At 68.7% G+C, this 15345-nt stretch carries 15 protein-coding genes; 2 read left to right on the top strand and 13 right to left on the bottom strand.

Going from position 1 to position 15345, the window contains the following annotated elements:
- Position 1 precedes the first annotated feature (1 nt).
- Positions 2-805 carry a transglutaminase family protein gene (locus RM543_RS07400; protein WP_311690252.1) on the top strand — a complete coding sequence of 268 codons (804 nt, stop codon included), beginning with the start codon at positions 2-4 and terminating at the stop codon, positions 803-805.
- 32 nt (positions 806-837) lie between these two features.
- Positions 838-1575 (top strand): proteasome-type protease, encoded by a 738-nt coding sequence (locus RM543_RS07395; protein WP_311690251.1) that lies wholly within the window; start codon positions 838-840, stop codon positions 1573-1575.
- Between the two features lie 123 nt (positions 1576-1698).
- Here the strand turns inward: RM543_RS07395 and RM543_RS07390 are convergent, their stop codons facing one another.
- From RM543_RS07390 to RM543_RS07330, 13 genes are all read right to left on the bottom strand, one after another.
- Positions 1699-1971 carry a formate dehydrogenase subunit delta gene (locus tag RM543_RS07390; RefSeq protein ID WP_311690250.1) on the bottom strand — a complete coding sequence of 91 codons (273 nt, stop codon included), beginning with the start codon at positions 1969-1971 and terminating at the stop codon, positions 1699-1701.
- Entirely contained in the window at positions 1968-2729 is a 762-nt protein-coding gene (gene fdhD, locus RM543_RS07385) for a formate dehydrogenase accessory sulfurtransferase FdhD (RefSeq protein WP_311690249.1), read from the bottom strand. Before fdhD ends, RM543_RS07390 begins: the two co-directional genes overlap by 4 nt.
- Positions 2730-2731: 2 nt before the next feature.
- Complete coding sequence (fdhF, locus tag RM543_RS07380) at positions 2732-5647, bottom strand: formate dehydrogenase subunit alpha (RefSeq protein WP_311690248.1); 2916 nt, start codon at positions 5645-5647, stop codon at positions 2732-2734.
- A complete protein-coding gene (locus tag RM543_RS07375; RefSeq protein WP_311690247.1) occupies positions 5644-5877 on the bottom strand; it encodes a VOC family protein in 234 nt (77 codons plus the stop codon). The genes fdhF and RM543_RS07375 overlap by 4 nt, the downstream gene beginning before the upstream one ends.
- On the bottom strand, positions 5874-7382 hold the full coding sequence (locus tag RM543_RS07370) for an NADH-ubiquinone oxidoreductase-F iron-sulfur binding region domain-containing protein (protein ID WP_311690246.1): 1509 nt from the start codon (positions 7380-7382) through the stop codon (positions 5874-5876). Before RM543_RS07370 ends, RM543_RS07375 begins: the two co-directional genes overlap by 4 nt.
- The gene (locus RM543_RS07365) at positions 7379-7846 is read right to left on the bottom strand and encodes a formate dehydrogenase subunit gamma (RefSeq protein WP_311690245.1); all 468 of its coding nucleotides are present in this window, start codon (positions 7844-7846) and stop codon (positions 7379-7381) included. The genes RM543_RS07370 and RM543_RS07365 overlap by 4 nt, the downstream gene beginning before the upstream one ends.
- A gap of 102 nt (positions 7847-7948) precedes the next feature.
- Positions 7949-8818, bottom strand: coding sequence for a LysR family transcriptional regulator (locus RM543_RS07360; RefSeq protein ID WP_311690244.1), 870 nt, complete (start codon positions 8816-8818; stop codon positions 7949-7951).
- Between the two features lie 11 nt (positions 8819-8829).
- On the bottom strand, positions 8830-9504 hold the full coding sequence (gph, locus tag RM543_RS07355) for a phosphoglycolate phosphatase (RefSeq protein ID WP_311690243.1): 675 nt from the start codon (positions 9502-9504) through the stop codon (positions 8830-8832).
- A gap of 50 nt (positions 9505-9554) precedes the next feature.
- Positions 9555-10235, bottom strand: coding sequence for a ribulose-phosphate 3-epimerase (rpe, locus tag RM543_RS07350; RefSeq protein ID WP_311690242.1), 681 nt, complete (start codon positions 10233-10235; stop codon positions 9555-9557).
- A 194-nt stretch (positions 10236-10429) separates the two neighbouring features.
- A complete protein-coding gene (xylA, locus tag RM543_RS07345; RefSeq protein WP_311690241.1) occupies positions 10430-11728 on the bottom strand; it encodes a xylose isomerase in 1299 nt (432 codons plus the stop codon).
- Positions 11725-13182 carry a xylulokinase gene (gene xylB / locus RM543_RS07340; RefSeq protein ID WP_311690240.1) on the bottom strand — a complete coding sequence of 486 codons (1458 nt, stop codon included), beginning with the start codon at positions 13180-13182 and terminating at the stop codon, positions 11725-11727. Before xylB ends, xylA begins: the two co-directional genes overlap by 4 nt.
- 55 nt (positions 13183-13237) lie before the next feature.
- A complete protein-coding gene (locus RM543_RS07335) occupies positions 13238-13999 on the bottom strand; it encodes an ATP-binding cassette domain-containing protein (protein ID WP_311690239.1) in 762 nt (253 codons plus the stop codon).
- Positions 14000-14003: 4 nt separating this feature from the next.
- Positions 14004-15293, bottom strand: coding sequence for a sugar ABC transporter permease (locus RM543_RS07330; RefSeq protein WP_311690238.1), 1290 nt, complete (start codon positions 15291-15293; stop codon positions 14004-14006).
- Positions 15294-15345 lie beyond the last annotated feature (52 nt).

Here is a 15345-nt window from a genome sequence, read left to right as displayed (position 1 = left end):
GATGCGCCTCAGGATCAGACATACCACGTCCTACGAGTTCGGGGCCCCGGCAAGCTACGGGCTGCAACAGATCCGGCTCACGCCGAAAAGCCGGATCGGGCAGAGCGTCCTGACCTGGGACACGCAGATCGAGGGCGGCAGGGTCGAGACCGAGTTCGACGACCACAACATGAACCGTGTCATCCTCGCCTCCTTCACACCCGGCGCCGAGCACGTGACGATAACCTGCGACGGCGAGGTGGAAACGGCGGACACCAGCGGCGTCGTCGGCCAGCACGCGGGCTACACGCCCCTGTGGTACTTTCTCTGGAACACCGATCTTAGCCGCCCCGGCGAGCGCATCACGTCGCTGATCGAGGGGCTGAAGGACGAGGGCGACCTCGTGACACGGATGCATGCCCTGTCCGGCAGGATCGCCGAGAGCGTCGCCTACGAGACCGGCCGGACCTCGGCCATCACCACGGCCGAGGAGGCGCTCGGCGAGGGCCGCGGCGTCTGCCAGGACCACGCCCATATCTTCTGCGCCGCCGCCCGCGCCATGGGACTGCCGGCGCGCTACGTCTCGGGCTACCTGCTCATGGACGACCGCACCGAGCAGGAGGCCACCCACGCCTGGGCGGAAACGCATATCGACGGGCTCGGCTGGGTGGGCTTCGACGTCAGCAATGCAATCTCCCCCGACATGCGCTATGTGCGGGTGGCGACCGGGCTCGACTACAAGGAAGCGGCCCCGATCGCCGGTCTACATTACGGCGCCTCCTCCGGTGCGATGCCGAGCGTGCAGATCGAGGTGCAGCAGCAATAAGGCGCCCCGTCGCCGGGGCGAACACGGGATCCATGACCTACTGCGTCGGGCTACGGCTCAACCGCGGCCTTCTCTTCATGTCCGACACCCGCACGAACGCCGGTGTCGACAACATTTCCACATTCCGGAAGATGCAAACCTGGCAGGGCGAGGGACGTTTCCTCACGCTTCTGTCCTCGGGCAACCTCGCCACGACGCAGGCCGTGGTCTCCCATCTCGAGGAGCGCACCAAGGCAGCCGAGGACCGCAGTCCGTCGATCCTCGAACAGCCGTCGATGTTCCAGGCGGCGCTGACCGTGGGCGAATGTCTGCGGGAAACGATCGCGCGCCAGAAGGGCGAGGGCCAGAAGGCGGCGAGCACCACTCCCTTCAACGCCACGCTCATTCTCGGCGGTCAGATCGAGCCCGGCCCGCCGCGGCTCTTCCTGATCTATCCCGAGGGCAATTTCATAGAAGCCTCGGATGACACCCCGTTCTTCCAGATCGGCGAAACCAAGTACGGCCGCCCGATCCTCGTGCGCGCCTACGATCCCGACATGAGCTTCGAAGCGGCGATCAAGCTGCTGCTGGTGAGCTTCGATTCCACCATCAAGGCCAATCTCTCCGTCGGCCTGCCCCTCGACCTTCTGACCTACGAGGCGGACAGCTACGCGCCGGGCGAGGAACGCCGCATCGAGGCGGACGATCCCTATTTCGCTCAGGTGTCCGAGGGATGGGGCGAGGCCTTGAAGAATGCGCTGGAATCGCTGCCCGATTTCGTTCTCGACTGACGCCGGGCGGACTTGCCTCCGGCGTGGGTATGCGCCGTTTGCATCGGGGCGCAGTCCGGGCTTCGATGTCCATAGGCTCGGGGCCGCACCCGGAGCATGGAGACTGGAAACCGCCGGAGCGCCCTACCCCGGGCCCGGCGCGTTCCGGGCGTAGTCGCTTTGCGGGTGTCCGGCGTCGGGTTCCGCTGGGCGGCGGATATCGGGGCCGGCGGCGAGGACGGCGGCGGGCAGACGGTCATCCCCCGCTTCGATGAGCGCGATGAGAGGGCGACGCATGCGGGGCTCCCAGAAGTCGTTCACATGCGCGGCGATCGAGCGGGCGGCCTCTCCTTCGGACAAGTGCGCGAAGGCCGTTGCGATCTGTCGGATCATCCGGATCAGTGTCTCGTCTTTCATCCATCGATCCTTTGAGGATGGGCGAGGCAGCGCGGCCCCGATTTGAGGTTGCAGACGAGCGTGAGCCCGGCCGCCTGCGCCATGCGCACGGCGCGCTCGGTGGGCGCAGAGACCGACAGGATCGCCTCGGCGCCGACGGCGCAGGCCTTCTGGACCATCTCCACCGAGACGCGGGAGGTCAGCACGATCGCGGAGCCGGCCCCCTGCTTGCCCGCGCGCGCCATTGCGCCGGCGAGCTTGTCGAGGGCGTTGTGGCGGCCGACATCCTCCCGCACCACCACGACCCCCTCCCCGGGGCGCCAGAGGCCGGCGGCGTGAACCGCACCCGTCGCATCGTGAAGGGGCTGACTGTCTCGCAGCGCATCCGCCAGTCCGGCAAGGGGAGGGCGGGGAATGCGCAAGGTCGCCGTCTCGATGCCGGGGGGCGTCCTCAGGGCGGAGGAGATGGATTCGATGCCGCAGAGACCGCAGCCCACGGGCCCCGCGGCGAGGCGGCGGCGCTCGGAGAGATGCGCCGCGCGGTCGCCTGAGAGCCACATCCGCAGCTCGATGCCCTCTCCGTGATCCACCGCCTCGAGATCCTCGATGTCCCCCTCGCGTTCCACGATCCCCTCGGTGAGCGAGAAGCCCACCGCGAAATCCTCGAGGTCCTGCGGCGTCGCCATCATCACGGCCTGCGTCGAGCCGTGATAGACCAGCGCGACCGGAACCTCCTCGGCAAGCGTACGGCCCTCGTGGGGCGGGCGGAGCGGGTCCATCCTCATTCGGCGGCAAGCACCCGGCGGGCGCGCGCGGCTTGCGCGGCATAGTCCTCCTGCCAGTCGGAGGGGCCGTTGGAGGGGGAGACCTGAACCGCCGTCACCTTGTATTCCGGACAGTTCGTCGCCCAGTCGGAAAACTCTGAGGTGACGACATTGGCCTGCGTGTCCGGGTGGTGGAACGTGGTGTAGACCACGCCGGGCGCCACGCGGTCCGTGATCTTCGCGCGCAGGGTCGTCTCGCCCGAACGGGAGGCGAGGCGGACCCAGCCGCCCTCCCTGACGCCCCTCTGTTCGGCATCGTGGGGATGGAGCTCCAGCACGTCTTCCTCGTGCCAGACGGTATTCCCGGTCCGCCGGGTCTGGGCGCCGACATTGTACTGCGACAGGATCCGGCCCGTCGTGAGCAGAAGCGGGAAGCGCGGGCCGGTGCGCTCGTCCGTCGCGACATATTCGGTGACGACGAACAGCCCCTTGCCGCGCACGAAGCCATCCATGTGCATGACGGGGGAGCCTTCGGGCGTGGTCTCGTTGCAGGGCCACTGGACGGAGCCCAGCTCCTCCAGCCGCTCGTAGGAGACGCCGGCGAAGCTCGGCGTGGTCGCGGCGATCTCGTCCATCACCTGGGCGGGATGCGTGTAGCGCCAGTCCGCGCCGAGCGCGCCGGCCAGGGCCTGCGTCACCTCCCAGTCGGCCAGACCCGCCTTCGGCGCCATGACCCGGCGGACGCGGTTGATACGGCGCTCCGCATTGGTGAAGGTCCCGTCCTTCTCGAGGAAGGTCGAGCCGGGCAGGAAGACATGGGCGTAATTCGCCGTCTCGTTGAGGAAGAGGTCATGCACGATGACGCAGTCCATCGCCGCGAGACCGGCTGCGACGTGCCGCGTGTTGGGGTCCGACTGGAGGATATCCTCGCCCTGGACGTAGAGGCCGCGGAAGGAGCCGTCGACGGCCGCGTCGAGCATGTTGGGGATCCGAAGGCCCGGCTCGTCCTGGATTGTGCCGCCCCAGATCGCCTCGAAGGTCGCGCGGACGTTGTCGTCGTGGACGTGGCGGTAGCCCGGCAATTCGTGCGGGAAGGAGCCCATGTCGCAGGCGCCCTGCACGTTGTTCTGCCCCCGGAGCGGGTTCACTCCGACGCCGGGACGGCCGATGTTGCCCGTCGCCATGGCCAGGTTGGCGATGGCCATGACGGTGGTCGAGCCCTGGCTGTGCTCCGTGACGCCGAGGCCGTAATAGATCGCGCCGTTGCCACCGCCCGCGTAAAGGCGCGCGGCGGCGCGCATCTCGGCGGCGGGCACGCCGGTCAGGGCTTCGGTCGCTTCGGGGCTGTGCCGCTCGCCCGCGACGAAGGCGGCCCAGTCCGAGAACGCGTCCCAGTCACAACGCTCGCGCACGAAAGCCTCGTCCACCAGCCCCTCGGTCACGATGACATGGGCGAGCGCGGTGAGAACCGCGACGTTCGTGCCAGGCGTCAGCGCAAGATGGTGGGAGGCGGCAACATGCGGGGACTTCACGAGGTCGATCCGGCGCGGGTCGATCACGATCAACTTCGCGCCTTCCCTCAGTCGCTTCTTCAGGCGGGAGGCAAAGACCGGATGTCCGTCCGTGGGGTTCGCGCCGATCACAACGGCCACGTCGCACTCCTCGACGCTGTCGAAATCCTGCGTTCCGGCGGAGGTGCCGAAGGTTGTCTTCAGCCCGTAGCCGGTCGGCGAGTGGCAGACACGGGCACAGGTATCGACGTTGTTGTTGCCGAAGACCTGCCGGATCATCTTCTGGACGAGGTAGGTCTCCTCGTTGGTGCAGCGCGAGGAGGTGATGCCCCCGATCGCGCCGACCCCGCTCTCGGCCTGTATGCGACGAAGACGGCCCGCGGCAAAGGAGAGGGCCTCTTCCCACGACACCTCGCGCCACGGCTCGGCGATGTCCTCCCGGATCATCGGGGACAGGATGCGGTCCGAATGCTCGGCATAACCATAGGCGAAGCGGCCCTTGACGCAGCTATGGCCGCGGTTCGCCTTGCCGTGCTTGTAGGGCACCATCCGCACGAGCCGGTCGCCTGACATCTGCGCCTCGAAGGAGCAGCCGACGCCGCAATAGGCGCAGGTTGTGACCACCTTGCGGTCCGGCACGCCCAGCTCCGCCACGGACTTCTCCTGAAGCGTCGCGGTGGGGCAGGCCTGCACGCAGGCGCCGCAGGAGACGCATTCGGAAGAGAGGAAATCGTCGAACCCCGTCCCGGCGGACACCCGGCTGTCGAACCCCCGCCCCTCGATGGTCAGCGCAAAGGTGCCCTGAACCTCTTCGCAGGCCCTGACGCAGCGAGAGCAGACGATGCATTTGGAGGGATCGTAGGTGAAGTAGGGGTTGCTGTCGTCCTTCGGGATATAGGCCGGGTTCGCGATCCCGTCCGGCATCCGCGCCCGTGCCTCGGCCTGGCTCCGCGCGCCCGTGGCCGATGGGTCGTAGTGGTTGACGCCCGGCTCGTAGCGCACATCACGCAGCCCCACGGCGCCGGCCATGTCCTGAAGCTCGCAATCGCCGTTCGCGGCGCAGGTCAGGCAGTCGAGCGGGTGATCGGAGACGTAGAGCTCCATCACGCCCTTCCGGAGCCGCCGCAGCCGTTCGGACTGGGTCGTCACCACCATGCCCTCGGCGACCGGTGTGGTGCAGGAGGCCGGCGTGCCGCGCCGCCCCTCGATCTCCACGAGGCAGAGCCGGCAGGAGCCGAACGCCTCGATGTTGTCCGATGCGCAGAGCTTGGGAATTCGCGTTCCCGCCACCGCCGCGGCGCGCATGACCGACGTGCCGTCCGGAACAGTGATCTCCGCACCGTCGATGATGAGCGTGACGGGCGCGCCATGCTTCTCCGGAGTGCCGAGATCGTAATCGGACGGGAACCTGAAGTCCTTCATGCGTGCCTCCCCTCGGCGCCCTGCGCCGGACGCTCTTCCAGCATACCCGCAGGCAGCTCGAAGAGATGATTGTCCTCGTCGCGGATGTAGATCGCCCGTCCCCCGCCGGCCACGTGCGGAGGCGGCGGGCGGATGTCGCCCCCGCGGATCGCCCCTAGCCGCGCCCGGCCACCGTCTCCTGCGAGGTCGCTCCGGCAGATGACGGCCGCGTGCGACAGGCCCCGGCTCACTCCGCAGCCTCCCTCGCCGGCGCGAACTCGCCGGGGAAGTGGCGGAGCGCGGAGAGGACGGGATAGGGGGTGAACCCGCCAAGGGCGCAGAGGGATCCGGACGTCATGGTCTCGCAGAGATCCTCGAGGAGCGGAATGGCAGCGGCGTCGCCCCGTCCGATCCGGTCGATGGTCTCCACGCCCCTGACCGCGCCGATGCGGCAGGGCGTGCACTTCCCGCAACTCTCCACGACACAGAATTCCATCGCGAAGCGGGCCTGTGCCAGCATGTCCGCCGCGTCGTCGAACACCACGATGCCGGCATGGCCGATGAGGCCGCCCTGCCCGTCGAACTTCTCGTAACCGAAGGGCGTGTCGAAGAGCGAGGGCGGGAAGTAGGCGCCGAGCGGGCCGCCGACCTGAACCGCCTTCACGGGCCGTCCGCTGGCCGTGCCCCCTGCGATCTCCTCCACCAGCGCGCCGAGCGTCATCCCGAAGCCCGCTTCGAAGAGGCCGCCGCGTGCGACGTTTCCGGCGATCTGGATCGGGATCGTGCCGCGGGACCGGCCGAGGCCGAAGGCGGCATAGGCCTCCGGCCCGTTCGCGAGGATCCACGGCACGGAGGCCAGCGTGATCACGTTGTTCACCACCGTCGGGCGCCCCATGAACCCTTCCAGCGCCGGCAGGGGCGGCTTGGCACGCACCACGCCGCGCTTTCCCTCGAGGGAATTCAGAAGGCTGGTCTCCTCGCCACAGACATAGGCGCCCGCCCCGATGCGGAGCTCGATGTCGAAGGCGCGGCCGCTGCCCAGCACCGACGCTCCCAGCATCCCGGCGCGCCGCGCGACATCGAGCGCCCGGCGGAAGGCGGCGATGGCCAGCGGGTATTCCGAGCGCAGGTAGACGAAGCCGCTCTCGGCCCCCGTCGCGAGGCCCGCGATCGCCATTCCCTCGATCAGGCAGAGCGGATCGCCCTCGATCATCATGCGGTCGGCGAAGGTTCCGCTGTCGCCCTCGTCGGCATTGCAGACGATGTGCTTGATGGCGCCCGGAGCCCCCCGCACCGTGTCCCACTTGATCCCGGCGGGAAAGCCGGCGCCACCGCGCCCGCGCAGTCCGCTCTGTGTCACCTCGCGGACGATCTGCCCGGCGGACAGCGAGGCCGCGCGGCGCAAGCCCGCGAGACCGCCCTCCGCCTCGTAGGCGGCGATATCGAACGGGTCGATCCGGCCGCAGCGGGCGAAGGCGAGCCGCGTCTGCGCGGCGAGAAAGGGGATCTCCTCCGTCGGACCGAGCGCCTTGGCGTGGCCATCCGGATCCGCGAGCAGCGCCGGCACGTCGCCCGCCTCGAGCGGCCCGAAGGCATGGCGCACGCCGTCCCGCTCCAGTTCAGCCATCGGCTCCAGCCACGCCATTCCGCGCGAGCCCGTTCGCACGGGGGTGATGCCGGCGGCCTCGAACGCCCCGGCCACATCTTCCGCGCCGAGCGCCGCGGCGAAGCTGTCGGCGGAGAGATACCAGGTCATTCCACGTCCTCCGCCATGTCCGAAAGCGCGCCGGCGGTCGCGCGACCGACGAGCCGCTCCCCCACCATCGCCGCCGGCGCCGCGGCGCAAAGGCCGAGGCAGTAGACCGGCTCGAGCGTCACGCCGTCCGCACTCGTCTCCCCCCAGCCGACGCCGAGCCGCTCCTGCACCTCGCGTTCGAGCGCCGCCCCGCCCATCGACTGGCAGGCCTCCGCGCGGCACAGCTTGAGGATCGTCCGGCCCGCGGGGGCCTCCCGGAAGTCGTGGTAGAAGGAAACGACGCCGTGCACCTCGGCGCGGCTGAGGTTCAGCGCGTCGGCAATCACGGGAATTCCGGAAGGCGGGACATGCCCGAACTCCGCCTGGACCGCATGCAGAATGGGAAGAAGCGGCCCCTCGAGGGCGCCATGCTCCGCCACGATCTCTCGCAGGCGGGTTTCCAGCCGGGTTGCATCGAGCGCCATGTGCCGCGCGCCTTTCGCTGCCTCGTATCCCCGTGCTCTACCCGCCCCATGCAGCGTCGATCAATATCGATGTTGCGTTGAACGATAGACGGCGCCTATCGATCAGGGGCCCGTCCGGGCGGCATCGAGCAGCGCGGCCAGCGCCGGCACCTGCGGCTCGCGCGCTGTCGCGACGAGGCCGACGACCGGGGCGGCTCCCTCCTGTGCGACGGGGCGGGACACGAGCGAGGGATCGCCTGCGAAAAGAGCCGCCGTCGCTTCGGGCAGGACCGTTTCCCAGCCACCGCTGCGCACATGAGCGATCAGGGCGATCACGGAATTCGAGGTCAGCCGCGGCGCCCGCCCTGCCCCGGCGCCCAGCATCAGCGCATCGAGGATCCGGCGGTTCTGCATGTCCTCGGTCAGAAGACAGAGCGGCCGGGCCGCGACCTCCTCCCACGGGATCGCGCCGTCCTCGGCGCCGGCCCCGCGGGACAGCAGGTAATAGCGCTCGGCATAAAGCGGGATCTCCACGCGCCGCGCGGAGGGGGTTCCGAGATAGGTGATCGCCGCATCCGCGTCGAGCCCGTCCAACCGCTGCGCCGCCTCGGCCGCGGTGGAGGACCGGATCTCGACGGTCAGCCCGGGGGACCGCGCGAGGAGAGGCCGGGTCAGCCGCTCTGTCATGGCAAGCGCCGTCGGGATGACCGCAAGGCGCAGATGCCCCGCGATGCCCTCCCGCGCGGAGCGCATGTCGTCCCGCAGGGCGCGGGCATCGGCGACGATCCGGTGCGCCCAGTCGATCGCCCGGCGCCCCTCCGGCGTCAGACCGCGGTAGCGCGAGCCGCGCTCCACGAGCCGGACGCCGAGCTGATCCTCCAGCCGCTTGATCGCCGCCGAGAGCGAGGGCTGGGTGACGCCGCACCGCTCCGCCGCGCGCCCGAAATGGGCCTCGTTGGCCAGAGCGACGAACATCTCGAGCTCGGCCAGCATCGGCGGTCAGCTCACGCCGTGCCTGGGCGCAGCACGCGCGCGACCACCGCCGGCAGCTTGTCGAAATGATCGAACGCCTCGTGATGCTCGATATCCCCCACCGCGGCGTGACGGTAGCCTTGGGTGTAGAGCGCGAAGGGAATGCCGGCGGCCGTGGCGGTCTGCGCGTCCACCTCGCTGTCGCCGACATAGAGAACCGGCCCGCCCCCCAGATCGCCGGCCGCCTTCAGAAGCGGCGCGGGATCGGGCTTCTGCACTCCGACCATGTCACCGCAGACGACGGTGTCAAATCGCGCCTCGAGATCGAAATTGGCGAGGACGGCGCGCGTGGGTCCCGTGGCCTTGTTGGTACACAGGCCGAGCGCGAAGCCGTACGTCGCCAGGAGCTCCAACGTGTCCACCACGCCGGGATAGACCTTGGTATTCTCGTGCTGGGTCTCGTAGCGATCGAGGAACGCCGCGGTGATCCGCTCCCGGAGATCCGAATCCTCGGGGTCGAGCCCGGCGGCCCCCATCGCCTTGCCGATGCAGTGATCCGTGCCCCAGCCGATGAAGCCGCGCACCTGACCCTCCGAGAGCGAGGTGCCGCCCTCCTCCGTCAGGATCGCGTTGAGGATGGCGTGGATCTCGGGCGCGCTGTCGATCAGCGTGCCGTCGAGGTCGAAGATGACGATTCCGCGGCTCACGAGGCGGTCCTTTCGAAACGGGCAAAGATCATGGGCGGCCTTTCAGGCGGTCAGGAGAGGGCGGCGCGAAGCGAGCGGATGTTGTCGGCATAGGGGCCCGGCGCATCGGCAGACCCGCCGCGGAAGACCGAAGAGCCCGCGACGAGCACGTCCGCCCCGGCCTCCACGCACAGCGGCGCCGTCTCGGGATCCACGCCGCCGTCGATCTCGATATGCACCGGCCGATCCCCCAGCGCCTCCCGGAGGCGGCGGATCTTGGCAAGCTGGGAGCGGATGAATTTCTGCCCGCCGAAGCCGGGATTGACGGTCATCACGTCGACGAGGTCCACGAGGTCCAGCACGTCCAGCACCGCCTCCACCGGCGTTCCGGGATTGAGCGCCACGCCCGGCCGCATCCCGCTTGCGCGGATGGCCTGCAGCGTGCGGTGGATATGCGGCCCGGCCTCGACATGGGCGGTCAGGATGTCCGCCCCCGCCTCGGCGAACGCCTCGATATAGGGATCGACGGGCGCGATCATCAAATGAACGTCCATCACCGTGCCGATATGGGGGCGCAGGGCCTTCGCGACGGGTGCGCCGAAGGTGATGTTGGGCACGAAATGCCCGTCCATCACGTCGACATGGATCCAGTCCGCCCCGGCGGCCTCGATGGCGCGGATCTCCTCGCCGAAGCGGGAGAAGTCGCTGGAGAGAATGGACGGGGCGATGAGAACGGGTCTGTCGTCGGGCACGGGGGAAACCAACTCCTTGGCGCTTTGCCGTCCTGTCGCACAGCGAGCGCGTCCAGGAAAGACCGCAGCCGCCCGGATCGCCCACGGCGATGGGTCTCACTGAAAGATGAAAAGGCGCCACCGGCACGGGTGGCGCCCCTTTCCTCTCAAATCGGCGGCAGACAGTCCCGCCCGAACGTGCCCCGCCTCCGCCCTCAGACGTAGCGGTTGACGATATTCTCGAGCCGCTCCTGCCGTCCCGAGACCGGCTCCGGATTGATCCCCTCGCGCAGGACCCGGGCGTGGATGTCCTCGATCGAGGCTGAGAGAAGCCCCTTGCCGGCCTCCGTCTCCCACCCGGCATACCGCTCCCGGCGGGCGTCTTCGAGAGCGCCGTCCTTCAGCATCGCCGCAGCCGCCTTGAGGCCGCGGGCGCAGACATCCATGGCGCCCGCATGGGCTGCGACGAGGTCGGCGGGCTCGAGGGACTGGCGGCGGAGCTTGGCGTCGAAATTGGTGCCGCCGGTCGTGAAGCCGCCGGCCTTCAGGATCTCGTAATAGGCAAGGGCGACCTCGGGGACGTTGTTCGGGAACTGATCGGTATCCCAGCCCGACTGGTAGTCGTTGCGGTTCATGTCGATGGAGCCGAGCATGTCCAGCGAAGCCGCAAGAGCAAGCTCGTGCTCGAAGGAATGGCCCGCGAGGATGGCGTGGCCCTGTTCGAGGTTCAGCTTCACCTCCTTCTCGAGCCCGTACCGCTGCAGGAAGCCCGCCACCGTGGCGACATCGTAATCGTACTGGTGCTTCGTCGGCTCCTGCGGCTTCGGCTCGATCAGGATCGTGCCCTTGAAGCCGATCTTGTGCTTGTACTCGACGACGGCATTCAGGAACCGGCCCATATGGTCCATCTCAAGGCGCAGGTCGGTGTTCAGAAGCGTCTCGTAGCCTTCCCGGCCGCCCCACAGGACGTAGTTTTCGCCGCCGAGCCGGTGGGTCGCGTCGAGGCAGTCCTTCACCGTCGCCGCGGAATAGGCGAAGACATCCGGATCGGGGTTCGTCGCCGCGCCGGACATGAAGCGGCGATGCGAGAAGAGGTTGGCCGTTCCCCAGAGGAGGCGCGGCCCGCCGTTCGCCATCTTCTCGCCGATATGATCGATGATGCGCGCGAGGTTGTCCGAGCTTTCGGCGAAGGACGCCCCTTCGGGCCGGATGTCCACGTCGTGGAAGCAGAAGAACGGCTGGCCGAGGATCGCGAAGAGGTCGAAGGCGGCATCCGCCTTGGCCTTGGCCGCCGCGATGTCGTCCCCGAACCAGGGCCGGTCGAAGGTGCGCCCGCCGAAGGGATCCCCGCCCTCCCAGGCAAAGGAATGCCACCACGCAACGGCGAAGCGAAGGTGATCTTCCATGCGCTTGCCATCGACCATCTCGTCCGGGTCGTAATGGCGGTAAGCGAGGTCGGTGGTTGCGTCCGGGTCGAAGGAGATGGGCGCGATGCCGTCGAAATAGGAGGTCATGGCTGGTCCTTGAGGGCCGTGTAGAGGGATTGAAAGGCCTGGAAGCTCTCGGTGAAGGCGTCCGCGAGGGCCGGATCGGGCTCGAAGGAGCGCGCGATCTGCGGCGGCGGAGCGAGCTCAGCCGCAGTGGCCGCATCGGTCACGCCGCCGCGATCCGCCATGAGGGCGAGCCGCGCCGCGCCGAAGGCGCCGCCGAAATCGCCGGAGACGGGGCGGTCGACCGGGCGGCCGAGGACGGAGGCGAGCATGGAGAGCCAGTGATCCGAGCGCGAGCCGCCGCCGACCGCCGTCAGACGCTCGATCTGCGTGCCGGTTGCGGTGAGCGCCTCGAGACTGTCGCGGAAGGCGAAGGAGACGCCTTCGAGGATCGCCCGCGTCATCGCGGCCCGGTGGGTGGCGTGTTCGATGCCGGTGAGAGCGCCGCGGATGTGGGCGTCGTTATGCGGCGTCCGCTCGCCGCCGAGATAGGGAAGGAAGCGCGTGCGCCCGGGCGCCTGCACGTCGCCAAGCTCGCTGGTGAGCTCGGCGGCGGGCGTACCGGTCAGCTGCGAATGCCATTCGAGCGCGTCCGAGGCCGCGAGGATCACGCCCATCTGGTGCCACGTCCGCGGGACGGCGTGGCAGAAGGTGTGGACGGCGGAGGCGGCATCCGGGGCATAGGAGCCGGCCGCGGCGAAGAGGACGCCCGATGTCCCGAGAGAGAGGAACGCCTGCCCCTCCTGCACCACGCCGACGCCGATCGCGGAGGCCGCGTTGTCCCCTCCGCCGCCGGCGACGATGACGCCCTCCGGCAGGCCGAACCGGGCAGCGAGATCGCCCCTGAGGGTGCCGGATGCGTCCGATCCCTCGACGAGGTCCGGCATCGCGTCGCGGCTGAGGCCGGTCGCGTCCAGGAGCGGCTCCGACCAGTCGCGTCCGCCCACGTCGAGCCAGGCGGTCCCGGCGGCATCGGACATGTCGGAGACGGCGGCCCCGGTCAGCCACAGGCGGAGATAATCCTTCGGCAGCAGCACCCGTTCGATCCTCGCCGCGATCTCGGGCTCGTTCGCCCGGACCCAGGCGATCTTGGGCGCCGTGAAGCCCGGGAACACGATGTTGCCGGTGATGTCGCGGAAGCGGGGATCCGCGTCGAGCGCGGCGGCCTCGACATGGGAGCGCGTGTCGTTCCAGAGGATGCAGGGCCTGAGCACCTCGTCCCCTGCCCCGAGGAGCACCGCGCCGTGCATCTGGCCCGACAGCCCGATGCCGCGCAGGCCGGAGAGGTCGGCGCTGTTTCCAAGCTCCTCCAGCACCGCCTCGGCGGCGGCGATCCACGCGGCCGGATCCTGTTCGGACCAGCCGGCATGGGGCCGGGAGACGGTGAGCGGAGCATGGGCTTCGGCGAGGACGGCCTGGTCCTCCCCGATCAGAAGCGCCTTGAGACCGGACGTGCCGAGGTCGAGACCGAGATACATCGAATATGTGCCTTCCTGCCGGGGCGGACGTCGCCCCGGCGTTCTTCGTTTGAGATCAGGCGGCGCGCTCGGGCGCCTTGCCGAGGATGATCATCGACAGGATGTCGTCCTCTGTCACGTCCTCGACGCGCTCGGTACCGACGAGCTGGCCGTTCTTCATCACGCTGACCCGGTCGCAGAGATCCAGCATCTCCCGCGTGTCGTGACTGATGAGGAAGATGCCGAGGCCCTGCTTCTTCAGCTCCTGGATGAGGTCCGCCACCATCTGCGTCTCGTGCACGCCAAGGGCCGCCGTCGGCTCGTCCATGATGAGGATCTGCGCGTTGAAGTAGACCGCGCGGGCAATGGCGACCGATTGGCGCTGACCGCCCGACAGGGCGCTGACGGGATCGTTGAGCTTGCGGAAGTTGGGGTTGAGGCGCTGCATGATCTTGCGCGTCTCCGACTCCATCCGCGCATCGTCCATGAAGCCGATGGACGTCGTCAGTTCCCGCCCGAGGAAGAGGTTCTGCGAGGCGTTGAGATTGTCCGCCAGGGCGAGCGTCTGGTAGATCGTCTCGATGTTGTGGCGCCGCGCGTCGCGGGGGGAGGTGATCTCCGCCCGTTCCCCGTTGATGCGGATCTCGCCCGAATCCATCCGGTAGGCGCCCGAGAGGATCTTGATGAGCGTCGACTTGCCGGCGCCGTTATGGCCGAGGAGCCCGACGACCTCTCCGGGATGCAGATCGATCGAGACGTGATCGACCGCCTGGACCCCGCCGAAGGACAGGCAGATGTCCTGCATCTCGACGAGGGGTGTGCCGCTATGTCCGGTCATGCTGTCAGGCCCCCGTCCGCTTGCGATAGATGATGTCGATGAAGACGGCGAGGACGAGGACCGAGCCCACCACGATGTTCTGCAGCGGCGCGTCGACGCCGACCATGGCCATGCCCGATTGCAGCGATTGCATGATGAGCGCGCCGAGGATCGCGCCGTAGATCGTTCCGATGCCCCCGGCGAGCGCGGTCCCACCGATGACGGCGGCGGCGATGACGCGGAGCTCGTCGAGCGTGCCGATATCGTTGCCGTGGTTAGCAAGGCGGGCCGAGGCGACCACGGCCGAGATCGCGCAGAGCGCCCCCATGATGGCGAATACCTTGACCGTCAGGAGCCGGGTGTTGATGCCGGACAGCTCCGCCGCGTCGGGATTGCCACCGGTGGCGAAGATGTACCGCCCGAGCCGCGTGCGCCGGGCGATGACGGTCATCACGATGGCGACCCCGATCAGCAGGAGCACCGAGACGGGAAGGCCGTAGCCGGTCGAGAAGCCCTCCGGAAGGGGCTCGCCGCGGGCCGCGAAGATGCGCTCGAGCCGGCCCGGGGGAATGTCGTAGGAGTTCAGGAGCCAGATGAAGCCGAGGATCGCGACGGCGATGATCGCCGCGACGACGGCTTCGGCCCAGATCGGCTTCACCGGCATGTCATGCGCCGTCTTGTTGCGCCGTGCCTGCATCAGCACCCAGACCGAGAAGGCGACCGCGACGAGACCGACGATCCAGGACCACGTTTCCCCCAGCGTGCCGTTCACCCCGCCGAAGAGAAGGTAGGGCTCCGAGAGCGGCCCGATGGTCTGGCCGTTGGTGAGGTACCACGCGACGTTGCGCCAAACGAGAAGCCCGCCCAGCGTCACGATGAAGGCAGGGATGCCCAAGTACCCGACGAGCCAGCCATGAAAGGCGCCGATCAGCGCGCCGCAGGCGACGCCGATCAGCACCGCGAGAAGCGCGTTCATCGGATCGTCGAGGGTGAAGCCGAGGAGCGAGGGCAGCCATGTCGTCTGGCTCATGGCCATGATGGCCGAACAGGTGGCGAGGAGCGAGCCCACGGACAGGTCGATATGGCGGGTGACGATCACGAAGACCATGCCCGTGGCCATGATGGCGACGGAGACGGTCTGGATCGACAGGTTGAAGACGTTGCGGGGCGTCAGGAAGCGCCCGTCCGACATCACGTTGAAGACGACGCAGATCAGAACGAACGCCCCGATCATGCCCACGAGGCGCAGATCGAGTTCGAGCTGATGGACAAAGGAACGACGGGGCCTCGCGGCGCCCTCGGAAATATCGGACATGCGGACGATCCCGTGTCGCAGAGGGAAGGAAAGGCCCCGCCTGGCGGGGGCC

Source organism: Tropicimonas omnivorans (genome assembly GCF_031846565.1).
GTDB lineage: Bacteria > Pseudomonadota > Alphaproteobacteria > Rhodobacterales > Rhodobacteraceae > Tropicimonas_B > Tropicimonas_B omnivorans.
The sequence above is the reverse complement of the archived record's forward strand: the minus strand, read 5'-3'. Positions and strand labels throughout refer to the sequence as shown.

What these genes read in the sequence shown, in the direction of transcription:
- fdhF (WP_311690248.1), bottom strand. Translation starts at nt 5,647, where the DNA reads ATGAAGGACTTCAGGTTCCCGTCCGATTACGATCTCGGCACTCCGGAG.
- RM543_RS07335 (WP_311690239.1), bottom strand. Translation starts at nt 13,999, where the DNA reads ATGACCGGACATAGCGGCACACCCCTCGTCGAGATGCAGGACATCTGC.
- RM543_RS07365 (WP_311690245.1), bottom strand. Translation starts at nt 7,846, where the DNA reads ATGGCGCTCGATGCAACCCGGCTGGAAACCCGCCTGCGAGAGATCGTG.
- RM543_RS07395 (WP_311690251.1), top strand. Translation starts at nt 838, where the DNA reads ATGACCTACTGCGTCGGGCTACGGCTCAACCGCGGCCTTCTCTTCATG.
- RM543_RS07390 (WP_311690250.1), bottom strand. Translation starts at nt 1,971, where the DNA reads ATGAAAGACGAGACACTGATCCGGATGATCCGACAGATCGCAACGGCC.
- fdhD (WP_311690249.1), bottom strand. Translation starts at nt 2,729, where the DNA reads ATGGACCCGCTCCGCCCGCCCCACGAGGGCCGTACGCTTGCCGAGGAG.
- xylB (WP_311690240.1), bottom strand. Translation starts at nt 13,182, where the DNA reads ATGTATCTCGGTCTCGACCTCGGCACGTCCGGTCTCAAGGCGCTTCTG.
- RM543_RS07330 (WP_311690238.1), bottom strand. Translation starts at nt 15,293, where the DNA reads ATGTCCGATATTTCCGAGGGCGCCGCGAGGCCCCGTCGTTCCTTTGTC.
- RM543_RS07370 (WP_311690246.1), bottom strand. Translation starts at nt 7,382, where the DNA reads ATGACCTGGTATCTCTCCGCCGACAGCTTCGCCGCGGCGCTCGGCGCG.
- xylA (WP_311690241.1), bottom strand. Translation starts at nt 11,728, where the DNA reads ATGACCTCCTATTTCGACGGCATCGCGCCCATCTCCTTCGACCCGGAC.
- RM543_RS07400 (WP_311690252.1), top strand. Translation starts at nt 2, where the DNA reads ATGCGCCTCAGGATCAGACATACCACGTCCTACGAGTTCGGGGCCCCG.
- RM543_RS07360 (WP_311690244.1), bottom strand. Translation starts at nt 8,818, where the DNA reads ATGCTGGCCGAGCTCGAGATGTTCGTCGCTCTGGCCAACGAGGCCCAT.